Raw genomic sequence first — 22729 nt, 5'->3', positions numbered from 1 at the left:
TAAATTAGTTCGTTAAGAACATTTAAGATATTTCAGGCATCCACAAGTTTTATAAAATACAGATAGTATACCCGTCAGTTCTGCATTCATCCAGTCCTGTGTTTGTTTCTCCATCTCCACGTAACAATAGGTATAATTTTGTCAAGATATTTCTTTTGAGCTTTTGGGTATGCTCGGAATGGCGTAGATATTAGGTCAATACTGATTTCTGCAATACGTTTCCTTTACCACAAATCCTCCGATAATTAGTGCCAATACAAATAGAGCGGGAAGCATCGTGAGTGCAATTTGATAAGCGCGAAAACTATAAACAGGCGCACCACTTATCACTTGTCCATCCCAGAATATATCGAGTAATAGTCCTACAAATGGTTGTAAAGCAACGCCGGCGAAAACAATTCCCGTATTTGTTAAGCCGGATGCTGTACCAACCGCTTCGGGGCGGTTATTATCGATGACTAATCCAAAAGCAATAGCTTGGCTAGAGCAAGCTACGCCTAAAAGGAAGAGACAGATAGCCAATGTTATTCGTGGAAGTTCGGGAATATATAAGATTAATGAAATCACGATGAATCCCAAAAGGGCAGCAATAATAATGGGCAAGCGACGTCGTTTAATAAAATTCGTCCACCATCCAAAAATGGGGCCGCCTACAGCAATGCCAATCCACATGAGCGATATCAGACTCGTAGCCTCAATGTTGGTAAAATGATGTGAGCTCATTAAAAATAGGGCGCCCCATGAGGTAGCAAAGAGCGCAACAGGTCCCCAAATAGCAAAACCGAATAAAGCAATCCACCAAGATTGAGAGCGTTTGAATACCTCACCGACATAGTGGAAGCGACGGTCCTTTTGGACAATCTTAGCATTTTGGACTGATTTGGCTGCTTTCTGTTTATCTCGAATCACTATCCAGTTTAAAATGGCAAGAAGTACAGCCACAATTGCGATAAAATAAGTCGTTTTTTGCCAGCTGTAGATTTTGGTTAAGTGAGCGACAGGAACTGAACCGATAACGGCGCCGATACATCCTAACACTTGAACTAGGCCAGCATACATTGCAAAACGTTGCGAGCCCAACCAATAAGCACCAACCCATAAAGCGCCGAGATAAGCAACGGAGGCAGTAAACCCCATGATGATACGTGAAATTATAGCGATAGGGAAATAGTTGGTTAAACCAAAAAGGAAGGTGGCAAATGCGCAAATAGCTAAACCACCGGAAAGCAAACGTCTAGCGCCGAATTTGTCACATAACATACCTACGGGAATTTGCATCAACGCATAGCCATAAAAAAATCCACTGAATAAGATACTTAATTCACCTGCTTGGATTTTGAAAGTGCTTAACAATTCATGCGCCATCGCCATTGGCATGACGCGAACCAGGAAATCGTAAGCATAAAATGAGGAAGCGACAACCCCGACGACAAATGGCGCTAACCAGAGATACAACTTAGAGTGACATTTTTTTGCTGTTAGCATGTGCGTGTGATCCTTGTTGGATTCAAATTTTAGGTACATAATGTAGCCCTCTGTTGTCCAACACTTGACGAAGCTTAAAATTAGGTCATTTTTTTTGCTAGACCCAATTCTGGGCCACAAACGTATAGGAACTACAAAGATTACACCGTCCCAGCTTTAATGGTGCCATAATAATTCAAGTAATACGAGAGCTAGTAATTTTGAAAGCCTTCGTTCATTCGTTAGTTTTCTAGTTTAATATTAGCTATGGGTTTATTGTAGTTGTCTTTGAACATCTTTACGTAGTAATTCCCATACTCATAAATCAGCTATTTTTTGCGCGTAGTTTCAAAAAGCTATCAAGTCGTGATTTTGTAATCGGATGTGGGCGGGTGGTTGAGTAACTTTAATATTCAAATGCCCAGATATTCAAATTGTATTCCTGTACCGGCATTGATTATGTGCTGCTCGTGCATGATGATGCTTAGCTAGCGCAGGAACTTGTTTTATGTGGTACATATTATATAGTTTGTGCCATTAGTAAATAAATCTGTGGAATGGAAAAAATAATGATTATTATCTTAATTACTGCCGCGATATTAGTTTTACTTTTATTATTTTCTGCGATTAATATTCTTAAAGAATATGAACGAGGTGTTATTTTTACTTTAGGACATTTTTGGAAAGTTAAAGGACCTGGTTTAATCGTTGTAATTCCTGTCATTCAGAAAATAATGCGTACACATTTGCGCACAGTAGTGATGGATATACCTAGTCAGGATGTAATTTCACGTGATAATGTATCGGTACGTGTGAACGCTGTAGTTTATTTTCGTGTGATTGATCCTGAACGGGCAATTACCCAAGTGGAAGATTATGATGAAGCGACGAGTCAGTTAGCACAAACGACGTTGCGTTCAGTTCTGGGACAGCATGAGCTTGATGAAATATTGGCTGAACGTGAGAAATTAAATAAGGACATTCAAGAAATTTTGAACACGGAGACCTATTCCTGGGGTGTTAAAGTGGCTAATGTCGAAATTAAACATGTTGATTTGGAAGAGAGTATGGTGCAGGCAATTGCACGGCAGGCGGAGGCGGAACGTGAACGACGTGTCAAAGTGATCAATGCAGAAGGTGAATATCAAGCTGCGAAGCGCTTGAAAGAAGCAGCGGAAATTTTGGCGGAACAGCCGCAGTCATTACAGTTGCGTTACATCCAAACTTTGATAGATTTAGCAAGAGATAAAACATCGACTATCGTATTTCCTATACCAATTGACTTATTGAAATTTATCGAAAAAAATCTTAGCTCCTTTGTTTCATAACTTGGCTGCGAAATCTAATAAGTAACTGTATTAAGCGAAGCAAAACCTGTGTCATCCCGCGGGGAGCTAATATCCATTGGAAGGTGTAGTGATTAAAAGCCTTATATTTCGCTCTCTGGGGAGATGTATCAAATCATTTAGGTACACAGGCTACTACAGTTGCGAAATCTTTTTATAGGGCTAAACATCGTCCTTATTCTTGTGTGTTTCTTTCTACTCTCTTTTATGTTTATGCGTATGCAATACGTATTGACTTTATTATTTGAGACTCTTATCACCTAGTTTATTTTAAAATCATTTTGGCAAGTAGCTTATCCTTAAAAATTAATTAAGTCCGGTACTTCATTATGTTTACTATTACAACTTAGCCAGTGTATCACTATTTCTATGGCATAAATAAAACGGTGAGACGTTGCTACTGATACCACTCTCATCTTACAACAGTAAGATTACTTAATGAATATACTTACTTTCTATAAAACACAAAGATACGCTACCAAAAAGAGCTGATTAATAGGAGAATTTATTGGCAGATTTTTCCTCTTTATAGAAAGAAGAAAACAAAAACTTATGCTTTCATGAAAATAGTATGCTGAATAGCTTTCTTACTGACCGATTGATTGATTTAATCAGTTTATTAGTATGAGTGCCACAAGTCTTCATTATTGACAACCGAAACTATATTAGCAAATAAAAATTAAAGCTTTTTGTCAACGTGTTGGATCACGGTAACCTTCTTTTCTAAATTGTCTGGCATTGCCCATTAATGCTTGCATCTTTAACTAGAGCATGGGCATCGTTATGCATAACGATAAGGTTCTTATTGTTACTTTAATAGTTTACTCTTAATTTAATTTTTTCTTTCTTTTTTAAGGTATGTTCAGTTGAACGTTTTGTATTGCGTAAGTAATAACTAAAGCAATGTTGGTGATTTGTTATAAAGGCTATTCACTGAACTCCGATTTATTGAGTGCTTGTGAGGGATTGAGTTTTAAACCTTTCGCATATTATAGTGATTGGTCTTTATTTTTAAAAACGTAATTATTTCCTTTTATTTGCTTAGCAAAAATAAGTGTTTTTTGTTTAGCTGCTAATTATAAGGGCACAATTTATCCATTTGCAGTGCATCGAGAACGCACGCAGTATCTCTTTTAGATTTCATTCAACATTCAAATCATTTAAAATGGTAAATTATTACGATAGTTGCCGGAGTATAGGGAGGACTTTAGGCTTTTTTCTTCTGTCTCCAGATAATGAAATGCACAAATTCAAAGTCGGTACTTGTTTCCGGTATCTATATACGCAGTCTGCTTCGATTAATTTTGGAAAATCTGCAGAACAGTGTTTTGTGAGCCAACTCATATTTTAGTTGCGTCCGTAGCATAATTAATGATTGTGAAATAAGTACTTATTATTTCATAACGAGGTTGGGAAGTTGCAGTTACTTAAAAGTCAGAAGAAGATACCCTGATAAGTACTCTCCGACTAGGTATTATTCCTTGCATTAGAAACTTTTTCACACTTATTAACGGCGATTTTAAACAACAATTTCTAGAAATTGTTGTTTAAAATCGCCGTTAATAAGTGTGAAAATAACACAGAAAATATTGTTCACAAGTCAATGAACGTATGGTGAACTGGATACGATTCAATATTATCGATTTCCAAAATTTTAGTCATTCGTGATTTATTTTATGCATCCTTTTACTATAGACTTTTACATGGCGTTATCGAAAAATTATTATTAGAAAAGAAAAAATAACATAGCTAATATTGAAAAAGAAATATTGTTTTTATTGAAAAAATATCATTTTTTGAGAGAACAGGCATTGGAAACGTGTTCAATGGCAACTACGTAAGCGGAAACCAGATTTAGATTAGATGAGTTTTGAAACTTTGCATCGTTTGATAGTTGCTAATATGACAGGAGTGATATTGTCAATCACTTTTCATTAACTCAAACTTGCAACCATTACTCGCTATCAAACTGTTAAACTACTCAACGATTCTGCGCTTTACTTCCATCAGCGTATTATGCAGCTATGCAGCACTCCGGAGAAATTCCGCGAAAACATAGTGAGTTAATTTGAGATTAAATAAAAAAACCAAATTAAAAAGCTAAAAAATCAAAAAATATAAAATTCGCTTTTCGTTTATCAATTGTGCCATTACAACTCCTATCTTTTTCTCTCTACTTCTAAGATTTATATGAGTATTAAACTGAATAAATAGGGATAACCTTTATAATTTCTTCTTCAATAATTCATTAATCTGTTGCGGGTTGGCTTTGCTTTTTGAGGCTTTCATGACTTGGCTAACAAAAAAAGCGATGAGTTTTTTTTACCTGCGCAGTATTGTTCGACCTGTTTGGGATTATTGGCAATCACTTCGTCAATAATTTTTTCGATGGTATTGGCGTCAGTAATTTGCTTAAACCCTTGCTGTTCGATGATCGAATCTGTATCACCTTTACCCTTCCACATAGCTTCAAATACTTGTTTGCCCATGCTGCCGGATAAAGTGTTATCAGCAATACGACTGAGAAGAGTTGCTAATTGTTCAGCACTGACGGGACTCTTTGTAATGGAGAGACTATTTTTATTTAGCGCGGCGGCTAAATCGCCGTTGATCCAGTTGGCTACAAGCTTATGAGGTAGGGTTTGATCTAGTTTTACTATGGTTTCAAAATAATTAGCTATGTCAACATTAGAAGATAGCAATTTAATATCATAACCGCTTAATTGATAACTTGCTTCAAAGCGCTTTCGTTTTTCCCATGGCAGTTCGGGCAACTGTTTTTTTACAGATTCAATAAATGCGTGTGTGATTTCTACCCGTAACAAATCAGGATCTGGAAAATAACGATAATCGTGCACTTCTTCTTTCATTCGCATGGGTCGTGTTTCATTGCGTACGGCATCATATAATCGCGTTTCTTGTACAACCCTTCCACCGTTTTCTAAAATTTCTTTTTGGCGTTCAATTTCAAATAAAATAGCACGTCCTACAAAGCGGAAAGAATTAACATTTTTAATTTCGGTGCGTGTTCCAAATTTCTTTTCACCTTGAGAGCGTAATGAAACATTCACATCACAACGAAAGGCGCCTTCTTGCATATTAGCATCGCTAACGTTGATATAACGCACAAGCGTATGCAGGGTTTTTAAGTAAGTAACAGCTTCGGTGGCAGAACGAATATCAGGATGAGAAACGATTTCTAATAAGGGCATCCCAGCCCGATTGAAATCAATTCCGGAATAGCCTTGCATGCCTTCATGAATAGATTTTCCCACATCTTCCTCCAAGTGCGCTCGCTCAATGCCAATGCGTTTTATACCCCCATTTTCGCTCTCAACATTAAGACAACCCGATTTAGCAATTGGCAATCTGTGTTGACTAATTTGATAGCCTTTCGGTAAGTCTGGATAAAAATAATTTTTTCTTGAAAAAATACAGTGATTCACGATAGTGGCTTTGATGCTTAAACCAAAACGAACAGCCAGTTTGACAGCTTCTTTATTTAAAACAGGTAAAACACCTGGAAAACCAAGATCGATCGCACAAGCTTGCGTATTAGGTTCTGCGCCATAAGTTGTAGAGGCGCCAGAAAAAATTTTTGTTCTTGTGCGTAATTGGACATGCACTTCTAAACCAATAACCGGTTCATATTCCATCTTATTTACCTCAATTTAGATGGCAATCGTTTATGGAAATCTGTTTCTTGCTGATAACGATAAACCACATTTAATAGACGCGCTTCATCAAAATAATTTCCAATTAACTGAGCTCCGATAGGTAGGTGATTAATAAAACCAACGGGGAAAGAAATGGCGGGCAAACCTGCTAAATTAGCAGGGATAGTATAAATGTCAGAGAGATACATTGCTATCGGATCTGACGTTTTTTCACCTATTTTGAATGCGGGTGTGGGCGTTGAGGGAGTTAAAATAATATCGACAGTTTTAAACGCATCACTAAAATCGTTACATATTAATCGACGAATTTTCTGAGCTTTTAAATAATAAGCATCGTAATAACCGGCAGAAAGCACATAGGTACCAATCATAATGCGACGTTTTACTTCAGCACCAAAACCTTCTGAGCGGGATCGTTTGTAAAGGTCATCCAAGTCTATGGGATTGTTGGAGCGATGTCCGTATCGAATACCATCGTAGCGCGCAAGATTAGAAGAACATTCAGTGAATGCTAACACATAATAAGCAGAATCGGCAAAATCTATGTGAGACAAGTGAATGTTTACGACGGTGGCCCCTAATTTTTCAAATATTGTTTTTACAGCTTCAATAGAGGCTGCAACGCCTGAATTTAATTCTTGACTAAAGTAGTTTTTCGGCAAACCAATTTTTAAACCTTCCAAGGAATCATTTAGTGTGGCAGTGTAATCGGGTGTATTTTTGTTAATGCTGGTTGAATCTTTCTGGTCGTGCATAGCCAGAACGTTGAGCAATAGTGCCGCGTCTTGTGCGGTTTGAGTTAGTGGCCCACCTTGATCAAAGCTAGAAGCGAAAGCGATCATACCGAAGCGAGAAACGCGGCCATAGGTAGGTTTCAAGCCAGTTATACCGCATAAAGCAGCTGGTTGACGAATTGATCCTCCTGTATCAGTGCCCGTTGCGGCAGGCACTATCCGGGCAGCAACGGCAGCTGCTGAACCACCGGATGATCCCCCTGGAGTCCGCTCGATATCCCATGGATTTTTAACAGGTCCATAATAGCTAGTTTCATTCGAAGAACCCATGGCAAATTCATCCATGTTTGTTTTTCCTATCAGAACAGCGCCTGCATGATTTAGTTGTTCAACGACAGTAGCGTCATAAGGAGCGATAAAGTTATCGAGCATTTTTGAACCGCAACTGGTTTTGATGCCTTTGGTACAGAAAATATCTTTTTGTGCGATAGGAATGCCGGTTAACGGGGTTGCTTCGTCTTTTGCTAGCCGTGCATCAGCTGCTTTTGCTTGAGCTAAAGCATATTCTCCTGTCACGGTAATAAAGCTGTTGAGTATGCTGTCGAGCTTTTTAATGCGATTGATGAAATGTTGTATGAGTTCCACACTGGATATGTTTTTATGTTGCAGTTCTTGGCTTAATTCGGCAATGGTTTTTCGGTGCATGTTCTTTCAATTATTCTTCATTTTCGATGACGAGGGGGACGATGTAAAGTCCAGCTTCAATTTGCGGCGCCACTTCTTGGAGTAAAGCGCGCTGGTTTGGTTCGGTGACGATGTCCTCACGCAAGGGTTGAGATACGTCATAAGGATGCGAAAGTGGCTCAACTGTAGTTGTATCTACTTCGTCCATTTTCGTCACCAAATTGAGAATTTTGTTGAGTTCCCTTTGCATCGATTGATTTTTATTTTCAGGAATAATTAGTTTAGCTAAATGTGCTATTCTATCAATGTCATCAGCGTTTAATATAGACACAGCTATTTCCCCCAACTGAGGAAAGGATTATATCTAATCTTTGCCAATAATGCTAAATCAAAACGGCCTGAGTTTAGGAAACCTTTTATCTCGAAGTTGAGAATCTGTGCCTCATCCGATTCGTCTTATGAAATGTCGAAATAATTAAGACCACTCTAAAATCTATGCTAGAAAGACAAAATGTGAGTAGAGCGGAAGATATCGCTAAAATGCATGGTGGAAATGGTGTCACCATCTCCTGTACATTTACCCTAAAAAAGCAGTTATTCAATTAGTTGTAGTTGTTAAATCAGTTTTAATTAATCGATAGTTCATGTTTGTAAGTCTTTCTCATTTGTCTTCATTTATCGAAGAATGAATAACAATATTGATTAGCAAGAAAGTGCTTGTATCATTCCTTTAAATAATTATAACCCTAAATTCCTATGATTCAGTTCAGTGGAGTACATCAACTAAATTATTTTCTTCTTAAAGTAACTATTTTTCGTATTTATTTATTCCGATTATATTCTCGGGTGGTAAGAGATAACCTTAAAGAAATATCCCGAATGTTGACTATAAAGTTCTATTATCTGTTATATTTATTTTTAATGTCGTTGATCAATTCTTCCGTTAATTGTTAATTATATCAGATATATCGTAATATTATACTTTAATCTTAGCGTAACGCAGTATTAAAGATTTTTAACACAATGATTTTAATATTACTTGACTCAATGGTTCCTTCTTACCTTTGTATCAAAGCTCATGATGGTTGAAATATCATCTTGAAATAGTATTGGTTGCGTTATTAGCTGATTTGGAGTTCATATAATTAATGTAAATGTTCTAGATAGAATTTCACTAATTTGGGAATTATTTTTTTCTGTTTTAATACTAAGTGTATACTTTTAATTTTCTTTTCTCTTTCCAAATAAAACTGTATTTTTTATCTTCGCTTTTAACAATAGAACAAGACAGATGTCCCTCCTTAAAAGACACTAATAGTGAGTGACTTCTTAAAAAATCCTATCTGTAGGTTATTTGATTGTGAAGGCTTTCATTATTTTGCCTAACTGTCCGAAAGGACTATTTAGGGTTGCAAGATTAAGAGTGCCCACTATAATTTAGCGGTGCTGAGTTTTATTAATTTTTTCGTTTTATAACTATGGAGTTTCGTTTCTGTATTAGTGGGTCGTTAAAACATATGCTTTCTTTTTTAATTTCTTTCAAATTTAGTGTTTATAGAAATCAAATCGTCATAACCATATAAGTTAAATGCGGTCATCCTTTTAATGTTTTCACTAAATATTACTACCTGAGGCAAATAAATCCGCTATTTCACTTTCATGGATTTTTCTGGACATGGGCATTTCTCTCTATTTATTAGTACAACCGGACGTTTATACTCATGTAGTTATTTTGATAATGTGGTGTTTTCATCCATTCTTGATTGCAAATAAATCTAGTGTGAATATTCTTAGTCCAAAATTTTCGTGCTATATTACAAAGGATTTAACAACATCTTTTGGCTAATAGTATTAGTGCTTAATCAATCATGAAGTCTATCATTATAATTGAGTCCCATATAAAAAGTATAAATCTTGTATTCTAAGTTATAAGTAAGTGCAGTCATATAACTCCTCTATTAACTTTAGTTGAGAATTAACTAAGTCTAAGTGATTTCTTCCGCATTCTGTTAGAAAATTATGATAAGCTTGTTCGATATTGTAATGACTAGTTATATAGATCTTTATTTTTCAATTAATACTAATGTCAGGTTGGTTTAAAAAAATCACAATATTAATGATAAGTTCTTCTAATACTTAATTAAATCAATTAAATTATAATCGCATTGAAGTAACTATGAATTGGTTTAATTAATTTCAATCATTAGCAGCGAGAAACCTGGACTGGAACTATTTAGAGAAGTATATAAAGTGAGTTGATAGGTCTCCGAGAAGATTGACTTCTATCAAATAAATTGATATCGCGATCTAAAACACGTGCTAGGTTAGCATAGAATGCAGTTTCCCCCGATCGTTTTAACAACAACACTCTCTCTAAACGCCCTTGTATATATCATTCAATCTTAATAAATAATGCCTTAGATGAGTTTACCATTAGCAAACGTCTTACTCATAAAAAAGACTAGAAAACCCGTGTAATTAAGATACAAATCGATCGAAAATCTCCTTGCTCGCCAATATGGTGTTTATATAGTTTAAGAGGAGAGTAAAAGTAGTAGCAAGTGATGAGAGAATGACAACTCAGGGGACGATAAACGTCGTCCTAGCACTTCTGTTCCAGTAATTAGAATTTTCGGAGAAAAACACTTTTCCATACCATAAATCTCTTTACGTTTCTAGGCTCAGTGTCATGCAATTTAAAACTATTTATTTAAATACCGATATGGTATAATCCAAAACAGTTGATTCTTAGGGAAGTACTATTCTTTCTTTGAAAGGCTGATTGGTTCTTTGTGTGCATATAATAAAATAATCGAACTCTACCTAAGATGCTGAAAGTGTAGTCTTGTGCATATTGACGAGACCCTTTGAGTAAGACGACTTTTAAGATGGAAACATTCCAGTTAATATAATCTTCTAGGTATATTGTGTTAGTCATTTTATGTAAATGTCGCATAGTCAAAACCATCCTGATCTTAATGTCAAAATGGTTGAATATGGTGGGTGTGTGAGAGGATAGAGTTAGTGCACCTCATACTCTATCAATTGAACTAGAAAACGCAATGAGATAACGTTTCCATTAGCTACTTCTCTCATCTTTGATTTTCAGTTAAAGTGAGTTTGCATTTTCGAACACTTCACCGAGAAGAGATTATCCATGCTTAAAAAAATACGTGGTTTACTTTCTAACGATATATCTATCGATTTAGGAACAGCTAATACATTGATTTATATGGTAGAACAGGGAGGTATCGTGCTAAATGAACCTTCGGTAGTAGCGATCCGACAAGATAAGCGTGGTGGTCAGGAAAGAGTGGCTGCTGTGGGCGCTGAAGCTAAACGCATGTTGGGTCGTACACCGGGTAATATCATTGCTATAAGACCGCTGAAGGATGGTGTTATTGCAGATTTTCATGTGACTGAAAAGATGTTGCAGTACTTTATTCATAAAGTACATAAAACACGATTTTTGCGTCCAAGCCCACGTGTATTAGTATGTGTGCCCTGTGGATCAACGCAGGTGGAAAGACGCGCCATTAAGGAGTCCGCTTTAGGTGCGGGTGCACGCGAAGTGTATTTGATTGAAGAGCCAATGGCGGCTGCAATGGGTGCTGGCTTGCCGGTAGAAGAAGCTAGCGGTTCAATGGTAGTCGATATTGGCGGTGGCACTACTGAGGTCGCCATTATTTCGTTAAGTGGTATTGTTTACGCTGAGTCTGTACGCATTGGTGGCGACCGCTTTGATGAAGCCATCATTAGTTACGTTCGTCGTAATTATGGTGTTTTAATAGGTGAAACAACGGCTGAGCGTATTAAACATCAAATTGCTGTAGCGTTTCCTAATAACGAAATCAAAGAAATAGAGGTGCGTGGACGAAATTTAGCAGAAGGTGTCCCGCGCAGCTTTACTTTGACAAATAATGAGATTCTTGAAGCGTTACAAGAATCTCTTTCCGGAATTGTAGGTGCGGTTCGGAGTACACTAGAGCAAGCGCCTCCAGAATTGGCAGCCGATATTGCTGAACGAGGGATGGTATTAACAGGCGGCGGCGCTTTGTTGAAAGATCTCGATCAGCTCCTAATGGAAGAAACTGGATTACCTGTTGTAGCAGCTGAAGATCCTTTAACCTGTGTGGCTCGTGGTGGCGGGCGAGCGTTAGAGTTAATGCGCTCAATGGGTGGTGAATTTCTTTCACGTGATTGATAGCGTTTTGCTTTTAAAGAGGAAAGAGCCATCAAGTTAATTTTTACACGCTCTTCAATGCCACCAGGACTCCGTGCTCTTCTATTTATAGGGCTTGCTGTCACCTTAATTGTTCTTGATCAGAAGGTTACGTTTTTTCAAAAAATACGAGCTAATTTAGTGTTAGCAGTACTCCCTATTCAATATCTAGTCAATGTGCCGATCAAGACCATTCACTGGATTGCCACGAATGTTACTACCCAACAGCAATTAGTCGCCGATAGTGCACGGTTACGTGCTCATGAGTTGTTATTAGAATCCAAATTGCAAAAATTACTCGCGCTAGAACACGAAAATGCTCAATTGCGAGAATTATTAAAGTCAACTTCTCATGTCAGTAATGCCAGGGTAATTATTGCTCAATTGCTTGCGGTGAATTTGGATCCGAATTTACAGCAAATTATTGTTGATAAGGGGGGCGCCATCATATTTATGTAGGTCAACCTGTGCTGGATGCTTATGGTGTGGTTGGTCAAGTGGTCCAAGTAGGGCCATTAACAAGCAAAGTTATGTTGATCTCTGATCGAAAAAGTGCTGTTCCAGTACAGGATTATCGTAATGGAATTCGTGCTATTGCTGTGGGAATAGGTAGTTCTGAAAAATTGGTGTTAATTAATGTACCTGATACCAGCGATATTCAGAAGGGTGATCTTTTTGTGTCGTCTAGTCTCGGGCTTCGTTATCCTCTAGGTTATCCGGTGGGTGTCGTGTCTGAAATGAGGTATAATTTTTCTAAACGTTTTTCAACAATTATATTGCGGCAATCGGCGCATTTAGACCGGTCACAGCAGGTGTTAATGGTTTGGCCAAGTAAAGCTTCATTAGTCAAGTCAGTTCAGGAAGAATTAAAATAAAAATTGACTCCTGTGAGTGAGGATAATGGAAAATAGCTTTTCAAGAGATTTTATTTTTATTGGTATTACGCTCTTAATTGCAATGATGCTTACCATCCTGCCTTTGCCGTCAGAGGCTGTATGGTTGCAACCGGTGTGGGTATTTATGGTCTTGTTGTTTTGGATGATGACCATTCCTCATCGGGTAAGTATCGGCACAGCTTTTATTAGTGGTTTTTTGCTTGATTTATTGACAGGTACGATGGTGGGGCAGCATGCGCTTTTATTTACAGTTATTGCCTATTTTTTCATTCGTTTCCAGGTACTTATTCACAGTTTTCCGCCATGGCAGCAAATTATTCTTGTACTAATCTCAACAGCTGTTTATTTAGCATTACAATATTGGATTATGGCACTGGCTAATATTGCTCCGATAACGGCAAAATATTGGTTATCTATTTTTAGTACAACGTTTTTATGGCCTTGGGTGCGATTTTTATTACAGGATTATTATCATCGATTTAGATTAGGCTGATGTTTAAAATCATAATGCGGATTTATTTAAGATTTGTCTAAAATATTTATCGATAACGAGGGCAAGTATCGTCATTATTTTGTTGTATTGGTTAATTTGCATATTTAGTAATTTCGTGATCAATTATCAGGGAGATTTTTAAGCGATGGGGATTAATGGTTGTGCTACCGCTTTTGTATTAATTGATCTATATCAATCTATCTAACCAGTTGGTGTGTGCTTTGATCCCGTGTCGCATTTTTCTGTGACGTCGTCATTGTTGATCCCGAAAATCAAAAATCCTTACTTATAGATTAATTAACTGTTAATCACAACCTAGATTTTCATAGATTACTCATTAGCGTGTTGCTCGGCTACCTGGCTCATTTAATATTATCAGACAAAGAGCTCTTGATGTAGTAAGAAATAAAGAAGATAAAGTCATGTTAAAGAAAAACGGTGCTACGGGGAAAGCCTGATGCCCGCTTTAGGTGAAATAAGCACAATTCTGTAGCTCCTGTAGCGACCAAATATCACCTTAAATTTTATTAATTATTTGTCATCAATGTTACACCCTAAAATTACACGCCTAAAAAGCAATATTTTTGTTGACAATTTGTGAGCTGAAAATCAATGAAAATTTTTCGTCGTCAAACAGTCGGTCAGGGAAGTGTTACTGGTATCAGACCTCCAACTACTTAATCTGTTTTTGCTGACATTGAATTATGGTGTAATGAATATTTTTTAAAGGCAATAGTTCAATAGCCATTGGAGGAGTGTGCTAAAGATTTTTCGATCAAGCATGGAAAATATGATATGTAATCATGATCAAAATTTTATAAATAGTAGCTATAATCCATGCAAAGAAGCAGCCTAATTCCATAAAAAATTAATCAAATTCATGCCCAACTTATATTAGAAATAGAAAGTATGTGCCGACGGGTGTGGATTAATAGGTGAGTATATAATTTTGTATGTGGGAAAAAGAATGGCTGAAATGATGTAAGTACTTAGGTGAGAATATCAGATTCTGGTTCCAGAAAATGAAAACTCTTTAGTTAGAAGTTATACAGCAGAAGATAGTCAAACAATCTGACGGTGGACGATTGTGCGCATCTTTCACATTCCGCACCTTTTACATTTTAAATATATAGAGGTGATTTTACTGGTTTAGTTTTATGCATAGAACAATTTTTAAGTATTTCATAGTATTACATGTTGCTAAATTTATTGATTAGCTCTTCTAATGATAGCTCGTCTTATGCGAACAAAAGTACAACAGTCATCGTAATTCATGATAACATTCACATCTAATCGATTATAATTAAGAGTCGATTAGGGCTGATTTTGAATGGGTTAGTATAGGGCCATGCTAATTCTATTGCAATGTGTGCAAAGAAATGGATTATTTTGGATTCTATTAAAGGTCCTCCTTGTATTCACACAAGACCAAGATAGTTATGAGGAAAATTTAATGTAAACACGATCCTGAGTAAAACTCATTTACGTTACTAACAATTTATATTGCTAAAAATACCAAATTTACTAAATATCGCATTTGACACCGATTGTGTTGAGCATTTTAGCAAGCACTGATACCTGGTGATATCAGTGCGTACTCAATGTTAAGCGTCTTTAGTCGTCTGTTCAGTTTTAAAAGGTGAAATTACCGAGAACTTAAAATTAAGCTGTGAGATAACAGTAAAACAAATGATATTCTTCAGATAGGAATGACGGTTGTCGTCCGTATGCATTGAGTACTATTAAAGCACGAGCTTAATTCACTGTTATAAAATTTACTTCTCATACTTTAAGCTTATAGCCTTAAGCTTAATAATTGAGAAAATCTGGTTCAGTAATAGAGCTCCTGATTGATAGCATATCGTATATATTATTTGCAAAATATTCAAGAAGAAAACTGGTTTTCGGAAGAATCTACAGTATAAAGGGACGATTTAGTATTTTTAGCATTGATTATAGTTTTGGGTCACGCGTGTTGCAGTGACAGTAGTAAAAGTGCAGGGTTTACGTATGCTGCTGATGCTAATTAATGTCAAGGCTTTTCAGGGTAGGGTGTCTCAAAAAGTATTACCTGTTTTCCAGGGGGTAGTAAAAAGCTATTCAATATGTTAGACTGACCCTCCTATTTAGTCTCTCACCAGGATTTCAGTAAATCTGATTTATTCGCGCGACAGCGATGGAAGACAGTTGATTTATAACCTCATTTAGTATGGAAGGGTGGTTGAGTGAGAAAATTCCTGTATGCTCCTAATTAATAGTACTACCAAGAGGAACTTATGACTAAAAACAAGCTTGTTGAAATCATGGCGAACGCTGCTAACATCTCTAAAAATGCGGCTGCTCGTGCTTTGGATGCATTTACAGATTCGGTTACAAAATCATTGCGAGAGGGAAAAGGTATGGTGCTTATTGGTTTTGGTACCTTTAAAACTAGTCAACGTGTAGCAAGAATTGGGCGTAATCCACGAACGGGTGAACCGATGAAGATCCCGGCAATTAAGGTTGTTCGATTTTCCGCAGGTAAGAAGCTGAAAGAAGCTTTAAATAGAGAGTAAAAGAAGAAGACTTGATTAACTCAAATATATCCGTTATCTTCACTTCCCCAGAAGAAGTTTAAAGTTTCTGGAATGATTTCTTTTTGTGGGTGCTTAACTCAGTTGGTAGAGTGTCGTCCTTACAAGGCGAATGTCGTGGGTTCGAATCCCTCAGCACCCATTATGTGCTGATACTCCAGGGTGCACCACAAAAACTTCGAGGCAAAAAATTTTAGGGAGATATATGAAACGGAGTGGTAGTTCAGTTGGTTAGAATGCCGGCTTGTCACGCCGGGGGTCGCGGGTTCGAGCCCCGTCCACTCCGCCATAGAATTTTTTCTGGAAGGCAAGTAAGTCTTCTTAAACTGGTTCCGCTTAGATCAGCCTTTTATTAATTATCCCTTTCACTGAAATTATACTCTGAAATTATACTCCGTAAGTATAAGGCTGGAGGTCCCTCGGTGTATTAATTTTTTCTGTTCTCGGTAACGTTCTAAAGCTAACTCAATTAATTGATCTAATAAATCACGACAAGGTAATCCTGTCGCTTCCCACATTTTTGGATACATACTAATATCCGTAAATCCAGGAATAGTATTAATCTCATTAATCATTAATTCATTTTTATTTGATATAAAAAAATCTACCCGTGCCATCCCAGAACAATGCACCGTCTTAAAAGCGTCGACTGACATTTGTTGAATGCGTTTAATCATTATCTCAGGTAAATCGACTGAAGTTAGTGTAGTTGCTCCATTGGGGTCAATATATTTTGCTTCGTAAGAATAGTAATGCCAAGATTTTCAGCATTTCTATGATGGCCGCTGCGCTTGTTTAAGAGTTTTAAAATTATCCTTTTAGAATTGTTCATATTCTGCGATTTTAATGAATTGTTTATAGACTTGTTTATTACGGTAAAAAAATTAACTTTCAATATGTTATCTTGTATGGTGATAGTATAGTGAGTAAAATATTTATTAAGTATTTGATAATGATTTAGTATTTTAAATACTGTACAATAACATCTTTAAATGTTTTTAAAGAACCGGTGTTAATGTAGTTTTGTAATATCTCTCACGCTAATCATAAGATCGTGAATATGTTGCACAACAGAGAAATTGCCTTAAGGTACGTAAGACGATATCATTAAAAGAGGATAATACTTCTGTTATGATAGCGGTCTCTTTAATGAAATGTTAATTTCTGTGCTTAATTTTTCAGATGAACCTGCCTTGCATTTAAACATTATTTATCCTATTATCCCACAGTGGGATTGTGTCGATTTCTAAAAATCCTAGTGACTCTCCATTTTCAGAACAGCTCTTCTAAAAGAGCTCTGCTCTCGCTCGTTTATGCTAAAATACTCCCCATTTCAGAGGAGTAGGATGATGAAACCCCAAGGCATCACTAGGCGACGTTATAAAGTAACACGAGCGAATCTCCTCTCTCTTGTCCGATGCCTGAATATCGCTTATGGGATGCGCATCCCCGAGTTTATTTGCCTATTGAACGAGATGGCTATTTTAGATGCCCTTACTGTGAAGCTGAATATATCCTGGAGGACTTTGAAATGCTAAAGGAAAGTTTGCAGTGATTCATGAAGAAAAAAATGAAAATTTTGATTATAGGGCCTGCGTGGGTAGGTGATATTGTAATGGCCCAAACTTTGTTTAGATGGTTGAAAAAACGCCATCCAGATTTAGAGATTGATGTTTTAGCGCCCGCATGGACAAAACCTTTGTTAGATCGTATGCCAGAAATTCATGAGTCGTTAAGCTCTCCTTTTAATCATGGTGAGCTTCGATTTGGTGATCGCTATCGATTAGGTGTATCACTCCGGGAACGACATTATGAACAGGCAATTGTCTTATCTAATTCGTATAAATCAGCTTTGGTACCTTATTTTGCGAAGATATCGAGACGTACTGGATGGATAGGAGAAATGCGTTACGGTCTTTTGAATGATGTGCGATGGTTGAATAAAAGACATTTTCCGAAGATGGTTCAGCGTTTTATTGCTTTAGGATTAGAAAAGGGCGAACCTTTACCTATCGAGTTGCCTTATCCACAGCTACAAATTTCTCCATCAAGTGTTAATGCTACATTAAATAGACTTTCTTTATCAAAGTCAGATGAGCTTATTCTAGCTTTATGTCCTGGATCAGAATTTGGCCCTTCCAAACAATGGCCAGCGGATTATTACGCAGATATAGCGAGAGCTAAGCTGTCCGAAGGCTGGCGTGTTTGGTTGTTCGGTTCTGTAAAAGATAAAGAAATAACGGATTCGATTATAACTGCAACGGAGCATCAAGCTGAAAATCTTTCTGGAATGACGGAATTAAGTGAAGCTGTGGACTTACTGTCATTAGCTTCGTTAGTGGTAACGAATGATTCAGGTTTAATGCATATTGCAGCTGCACTTGGTCGATCCCTTATCGTGATATATGGTTCTACTTCACCTGAATTTACACCGCCTCTATCAAAAAAAGCTCAAATTTTAAGATCCTCACTATCGTGTAGTCCTTGTTTTAAACGTACTTGTCCGTACAGACATCATGACTGTATGAAAAAATTAAAGCCGGAACAGATATTAGAGGCTGCTACAACTATTTTTTCTTCTTAAAAGTAATAGCAACTGGATACTGGGCGTTGGTAATATTGGCAACAGATATTCTAACTGATAAGGTATGACTCTCGCATAAAAATTTATACTAAAGATCTAGCAAAGATATAAGCAAAAGAATTATAGTCGCGATAGAAAATATTTTTATAAATTTTCCTCAATTTTGATGCTTAGTCGCCATTAGTTCTAGTATTTTGCAGATGAAATTGGGACTTTGTTTCTTTAGATAATTTTTATTTTTCTACCTGTGCAATTGATAGGAAATATGTTCGCTAATCTTAAATCTGTCAGTAGAAACATCTGCCGATTCCACTAGCAGATCTATTTCCTAAAGTTTTTCGGGTATTTCTTGATAAATGCGCAATAAATAAAGTAAATATTTGTGTTCGATATAATGGATTATGAAAACTTATTTTTTAAAAGATTCAATGTCACAACATCACTTGGAGAAAGTAAGGAGGGGTGTCGGAATTTAGCGATTATATTTGGCAGTTATATACAGGAATCATCTCCTATTTTCCTATTAAAGATGGCAGTCAAGTAGGAATATATAATTCAAGCCATTCTTGAATGATATTTTCATCTTCAGTCGGTAGAATTTAAATAGTCGATCTAAAAGCTTCTGATAACAGATTTTTATTTCTTCCTCTTGTCTCTTTGAAGAAAGAATTTATTTTCAGCCGAGCCAATTTTGATCATGATTTTCCCTTTATGAAAAAAAGTAAGACTCGTTTGAGTCGATTGTAAAGAGCATTAACTTCGAAGTGTAGCGCGGGGGAAAGTATGTACTAATTACTTAATAGCATTCATTTAAATCTTTTCGGGAAAAGCTCATAACAAGAAATAAAGCATATAAATGCAATTCCGTAGTATCGCTAAGCCAAGGATTAGCGAGACATCCAATAATCATGCTCATTAAAAGGATTTGTATTAAATAACAGTATTCTTCAGGGAGAAGAAAACTATATTTCCACTGCAATATGAAATTCAGTAAAATAAACGCAATACCTAGAAATCCTAATTCAACTCCGACATTCAAATAGCTATTGTAAGCAAGCGATATAATGCCAGTTGCTTTTGTCTGATCTTGGGACAGAGTAGCATAGACGGTATGGAAACTTCCTGTTCCATGTCCGAACCAAGGTTTTTCCTTGAAGAGCAAATAAGCGTTTTTGATGGATTGGATACGAATGCCAACAGAAGTATTGACTAAGCCTTGTTGGTAATGTTCGGCATCACTAACGATTTGTATGATTCGTATCCTGAATTCGTGAGATAAATGAAAAGCCAATCCACTCAAAACAACAGCGACAAGAAGTGAGGAAAACAATCCTCGCCATCCAAAATAAAGAATGCCTGTGTATAAGAGTAATGCGCCAAAAATAAAATAACCTGAACGTCCGTCGCTGATAAAAAATACGTTAAAGATCGCTGCTATGGTTAATAACCCGTAAAACCAACGAAAATTAAATTTTCTCGCATATTGGTATAGAAAAATAAAGGCTGTAATGACCATTAAAAAATTTTGTACGATATGGTCTTTAAAGACACTTGCATGGTCAAAACGGGAATGAGGCAGCCATGAAGGATGGAAAAAATATTTGATGTACGATAAAGTCAACGTAATTAGCATCGCCATTAAAAAAGCATTTAAAATGTATCTTTTCCAATAGGATTCGCAAATAAAGCCCATCAAAAGGGCAGCGGCACATACCAATGTGGATAATTTTAAAAACCGATGGAGGATATCTTGCTGAGGTGCTGGAGAATAAAAGATCCCGACAACATAAAGTAGGACAAAGGCTGTCAGGAAAATAGCAACGGGATGTGAAATAATGATGCGCCATTTTTTTTCCAGCGATCGCTAAATAAACTTAAAATGGCAGCTAAAGGAAATAAAGTCCCAGTAATGCTCGTTGAAAGTGGCAGAAAAAAGGCAGAAAGAACTAAGACACTCCCTGTAAGCTTTGCATTCCATGACTCTTGTTTCATAATTTCATCAACAGCTCGTATTGGAAAAATACTGGATACATTTACTGGATAAATTTGTCCAAATTGTAACATAGAGGTCAAAAGTGTGCCATCAAGAAGAAGTACATATCGTTGAACCGACGCTAGCTGATCAGGCAGGCCATTGTCATGGTTATGTGCAAAGTCTAGTTCGCGCGAATTCGACTTTTTGTTATGATTTCCATATCTGGTTGGATCGTCAGGGAAGTGGGCTTTTCCAAGGGGAGCGCTGCCATGTTCGTCCTTATTTCCGACGGAGGTGGTGTAAAGTCCAAAAGTTCTTTCATTTGCGCTCATTGATCCAATGTCACAAGACTATTTTTATTCCAACTGCTGGGCGCCTTGATTTGGTTTATCTAGATCGAATATTAAACAAGAAAAGATATCAGGGAAAAATTTTTTTGCATTTTCATCAATTTAAAATGACCGATAAGAAAATGTCATTACTAGAAAAGACAGCGAAACGTTATCCTGAATTTATTCTTATGGCCCCCACTGAAAGGCTGTTAAACATTTTTAAGAAAAGTGGATTTAAAAATTGTGAACGGGTTCCTTGTCCAACTTATGCGCCGCTCTATCATCCTGCTCGCGAAAATTCATCGTTTCTAAAAGTCATTTATGCGGGCGCTGCGCGAGCTGATAAAGGTTTTCCTGAAGTAGTTAACTTTTTGGAATATTTATGTCAGAAAGAAGAAGACATGCCGATAGCGTTGCAAATATCCCCTCCTTTCTCAGGACGTTATGATGAAAAGACTCAAGCTGCATTGTCACGATTGAATCAATTGTCATTGCCAAAATTAACCTTGTATAACAAAACGTTAAATCAAGATGATTATCAGCAATTATTTTTTGGAGCGATTTGTTTGATGGTCTACAGTCCTGCTCATTATCGTGATAAATTCAGCGGAGTGGCTTTGGACGCCTTGTATGCGGGATGTCCTATTATCGGAGTAAATGATACCTGGATTGGCGAAACGGTACAGCGATTTCAGGCTGGTGTGGTACTGACCCGCCGATCGCCTGAAAATATTTATGAGGCATTACAATTAATTCGGCGCAAATATATGCGCTTTGTTGAGAATGCAAAACAAGCCGGTGCAATTCTCTTTTGCGAGCATGATCCTGTTAATACCTTAAAAATAATCAAAAAATTGAGTGTTTAGTGAATAAGATATCAGTATATATTATTGCTTATAACCAAATAACAAAGATTGAATCCGCTATAAAAAGTGTTTTATGGGCAGATGAAATTCTCGTCGTCGACTCACATAGCACGGATGGCACCACAGAGTTAGCAAAAAAATTATGTGCGCGGGTAATTCAGATACCCTTTCGGGGATTTGGTAATTTGCGCAATCAGGCGGTTGCAGCTTGTCGGTATGGTTGGATATTTAGTTTAGATTCCGATGAACGCTGCACATCGGAGGTACAATATGAAGTTTTGTCTATTATTAATTCTAAAGAAGCTTTAGATATTTACCGGATATCAAGAAAAAGTTATTTTATGGGACGTTGGATTAAACATTGCGGCTGGTATCCCGATTATCGTCAACCCCAATTATTTAGAAAAGATAGTTTAAGTTATATCAACGATATCGTACATGAAAATTATCTATGCCACAGCAAAAAGCCGATGGGTTATTTAAAAATTCCATCTGGCAAATTCCATTTCAGGATGTATCAGAAATGATGCAAAAAGCCAATCGCTATTCAACCCTTGGTGTTGACCGACTTGAGGAACGATACAGTAAAGCATCCATGCTTTTAACACTCACCCATACTATTTGGACATTTATTAAAGTTTATATTTTACGATGGGGGTTTTTAGACGGCTGGCCCGGATTTATTATTGCGATGGGCCAGAGTTATGGTGCATTTTATCGATATGCTAAATTTTATGAGAAACAAAAATTAAACACTAAACTAGACGAATACTGAAGCTTGTTAATAGTGCATCTGTTTTGGTTAAGTTTGCATCAAATGAAGGTAAGCCTGTATTTCTTGTCACAGCTTCTTTGCAAGAAGTAAGTTTTACGTAAAAGCTGG

General features: G+C 36.8%; 12 protein-coding genes, 2 tRNA genes and 4 pseudogenes. 11 read left to right on the top strand and 7 right to left on the bottom strand.

Annotated features, from left to right (window positions below):
- Window positions 1-195: 195 nt before the first annotated feature.
- Window positions 196-1485, bottom strand: coding sequence for an MFS transporter (locus LG660_RS02800; protein ID WP_258267210.1), 1290 nt, complete (start codon window positions 1483-1485; stop codon window positions 196-198).
- Between the two features lie 548 nt (window positions 1486-2033).
- Here LG660_RS02800 and LG660_RS02795 point away from each other — a divergent pair.
- Entirely contained in the window at window positions 2034-2792 is a 759-nt protein-coding gene (locus LG660_RS02795; RefSeq protein WP_258267209.1) for a slipin family protein, read from the top strand.
- A 2241-nt stretch (window positions 2793-5033) separates the two neighbouring features.
- Here LG660_RS02795 and gatB read toward each other — a convergent pair.
- From gatB to gatC, 3 genes and pseudogenes are all read right to left on the bottom strand, one after another.
- A pseudogene (gene gatB / locus LG660_RS02790) lies at window positions 5034-6466 on the bottom strand (Asp-tRNA(Asn)/Glu-tRNA(Gln) amidotransferase subunit GatB).
- Window positions 6467-6471: 5 nt separating this feature from the next.
- Window positions 6472-7926 (bottom strand): Asp-tRNA(Asn)/Glu-tRNA(Gln) amidotransferase subunit GatA, encoded by a 1455-nt coding sequence (gatA, locus tag LG660_RS02785; RefSeq protein WP_258267208.1) that lies wholly within the window; start codon window positions 7924-7926, stop codon window positions 6472-6474.
- A 10-nt stretch (window positions 7927-7936) separates the two neighbouring features.
- The gene (gene gatC / locus LG660_RS02780; protein WP_258267207.1) at window positions 7937-8236 is read right to left on the bottom strand and encodes an Asp-tRNA(Asn)/Glu-tRNA(Gln) amidotransferase subunit GatC; all 300 of its coding nucleotides are present in this window, start codon (window positions 8234-8236) and stop codon (window positions 7937-7939) included.
- Between the two features lie 2826 nt (window positions 8237-11062).
- Here gatC and LG660_RS02775 point away from each other — a divergent pair.
- The 6 genes and pseudogenes from LG660_RS02775 to LG660_RS02750 all read left to right on the top strand — a co-directional run bounded on the left by LG660_RS02775 (window position 11063) and on the right by LG660_RS02750 (window position 16378).
- Window positions 11063-12109: a rod shape-determining protein gene (locus LG660_RS02775; protein WP_258267206.1), complete on the top strand. Its 1047-nt coding sequence runs from the start codon at window positions 11063-11065 to the stop codon at window positions 12107-12109.
- Window positions 12110-12166: 57 nt separating this feature from the next.
- Window positions 12167-13002, top strand: a pseudogene (gene mreC, locus LG660_RS02770) (rod shape-determining protein MreC).
- Between the two features lie 25 nt (window positions 13003-13027).
- Entirely contained in the window at window positions 13028-13516 is a 489-nt protein-coding gene (gene mreD, locus LG660_RS02765; RefSeq protein WP_258267205.1) for a rod shape-determining protein MreD, read from the top strand.
- 2276 nt (window positions 13517-15792) lie between these two features.
- Window positions 15793-16071, top strand: coding sequence for an HU family DNA-binding protein (locus tag LG660_RS02760; RefSeq protein ID WP_258267204.1), 279 nt, complete (start codon window positions 15793-15795; stop codon window positions 16069-16071).
- A gap of 87 nt (window positions 16072-16158) precedes the next feature.
- Window positions 16159-16231, top strand: a tRNA-Val gene (locus LG660_RS02755).
- 70 nt (window positions 16232-16301) lie between these two features.
- Window positions 16302-16378 (top strand) — tRNA-Asp (locus tag LG660_RS02750).
- An 85-nt stretch (window positions 16379-16463) separates the two neighbouring features.
- Here the strand turns inward: LG660_RS02750 and LG660_RS02745 are convergent.
- Window positions 16464-16841, bottom strand: a pseudogene (locus LG660_RS02745) (hypothetical protein); the annotation flags it as partial.
- A 665-nt stretch (window positions 16842-17506) separates the two neighbouring features.
- Here LG660_RS02745 and LG660_RS02740 point away from each other — a divergent pair.
- Window positions 17507-17644 carry a zinc-finger domain-containing protein gene (locus LG660_RS02740; protein ID WP_258267203.1) on the top strand — a complete coding sequence of 46 codons (138 nt, stop codon included), beginning with the start codon at window positions 17507-17509 and terminating at the stop codon, window positions 17642-17644.
- Window positions 17645-17647: 3 nt separating this feature from the next.
- Complete coding sequence (gene waaF, locus LG660_RS02735) at window positions 17648-18673, top strand: lipopolysaccharide heptosyltransferase II (protein ID WP_258267202.1); 1026 nt, start codon at window positions 17648-17650, stop codon at window positions 18671-18673.
- A gap of 796 nt (window positions 18674-19469) precedes the next feature.
- On the opposite strand, the gene LG660_RS02730 is transcribed toward waaF, so the two are convergent.
- Both LG660_RS02730 and LG660_RS02725 read right to left on the bottom strand, forming a co-directional pair.
- Window positions 19470-20366, bottom strand: coding sequence for an O-antigen ligase family protein (locus tag LG660_RS02730; RefSeq protein WP_258267201.1), 897 nt, complete (start codon window positions 20364-20366; stop codon window positions 19470-19472).
- Between the two features lie 113 nt (window positions 20367-20479).
- Window positions 20480-20980 carry a hypothetical protein gene (locus tag LG660_RS02725; RefSeq protein WP_258267200.1) on the bottom strand — a complete coding sequence of 167 codons (501 nt, stop codon included), beginning with the start codon at window positions 20978-20980 and terminating at the stop codon, window positions 20480-20482.
- A 125-nt stretch (window positions 20981-21105) separates the two neighbouring features.
- Between LG660_RS02725 and LG660_RS02720 the strand changes: the two genes are divergently transcribed.
- Both LG660_RS02720 and LG660_RS02715 read left to right on the top strand, forming a co-directional pair.
- Window positions 21106-21846 (top strand): glycosyltransferase, encoded by a 741-nt coding sequence (locus LG660_RS02720; protein ID WP_258267199.1) that lies wholly within the window; start codon window positions 21106-21108, stop codon window positions 21844-21846.
- Window positions 21846-22621, top strand: a pseudogene (locus LG660_RS02715) (glycosyltransferase family 2 protein). The gene LG660_RS02720 and the pseudogene LG660_RS02715 overlap by 1 nt, the downstream one beginning before the upstream one ends.
- Window positions 22622-22729 lie beyond the last annotated feature (108 nt).

The sequence above is a fragment of the Coxiella-like endosymbiont genome (assembly GCF_024730665.1).
Taxonomy (GTDB): domain Bacteria; phylum Pseudomonadota; class Gammaproteobacteria; order Coxiellales; family Coxiellaceae; genus Coxiella.
This window is presented reverse-complemented; position numbering and strand designations above follow the sequence as displayed.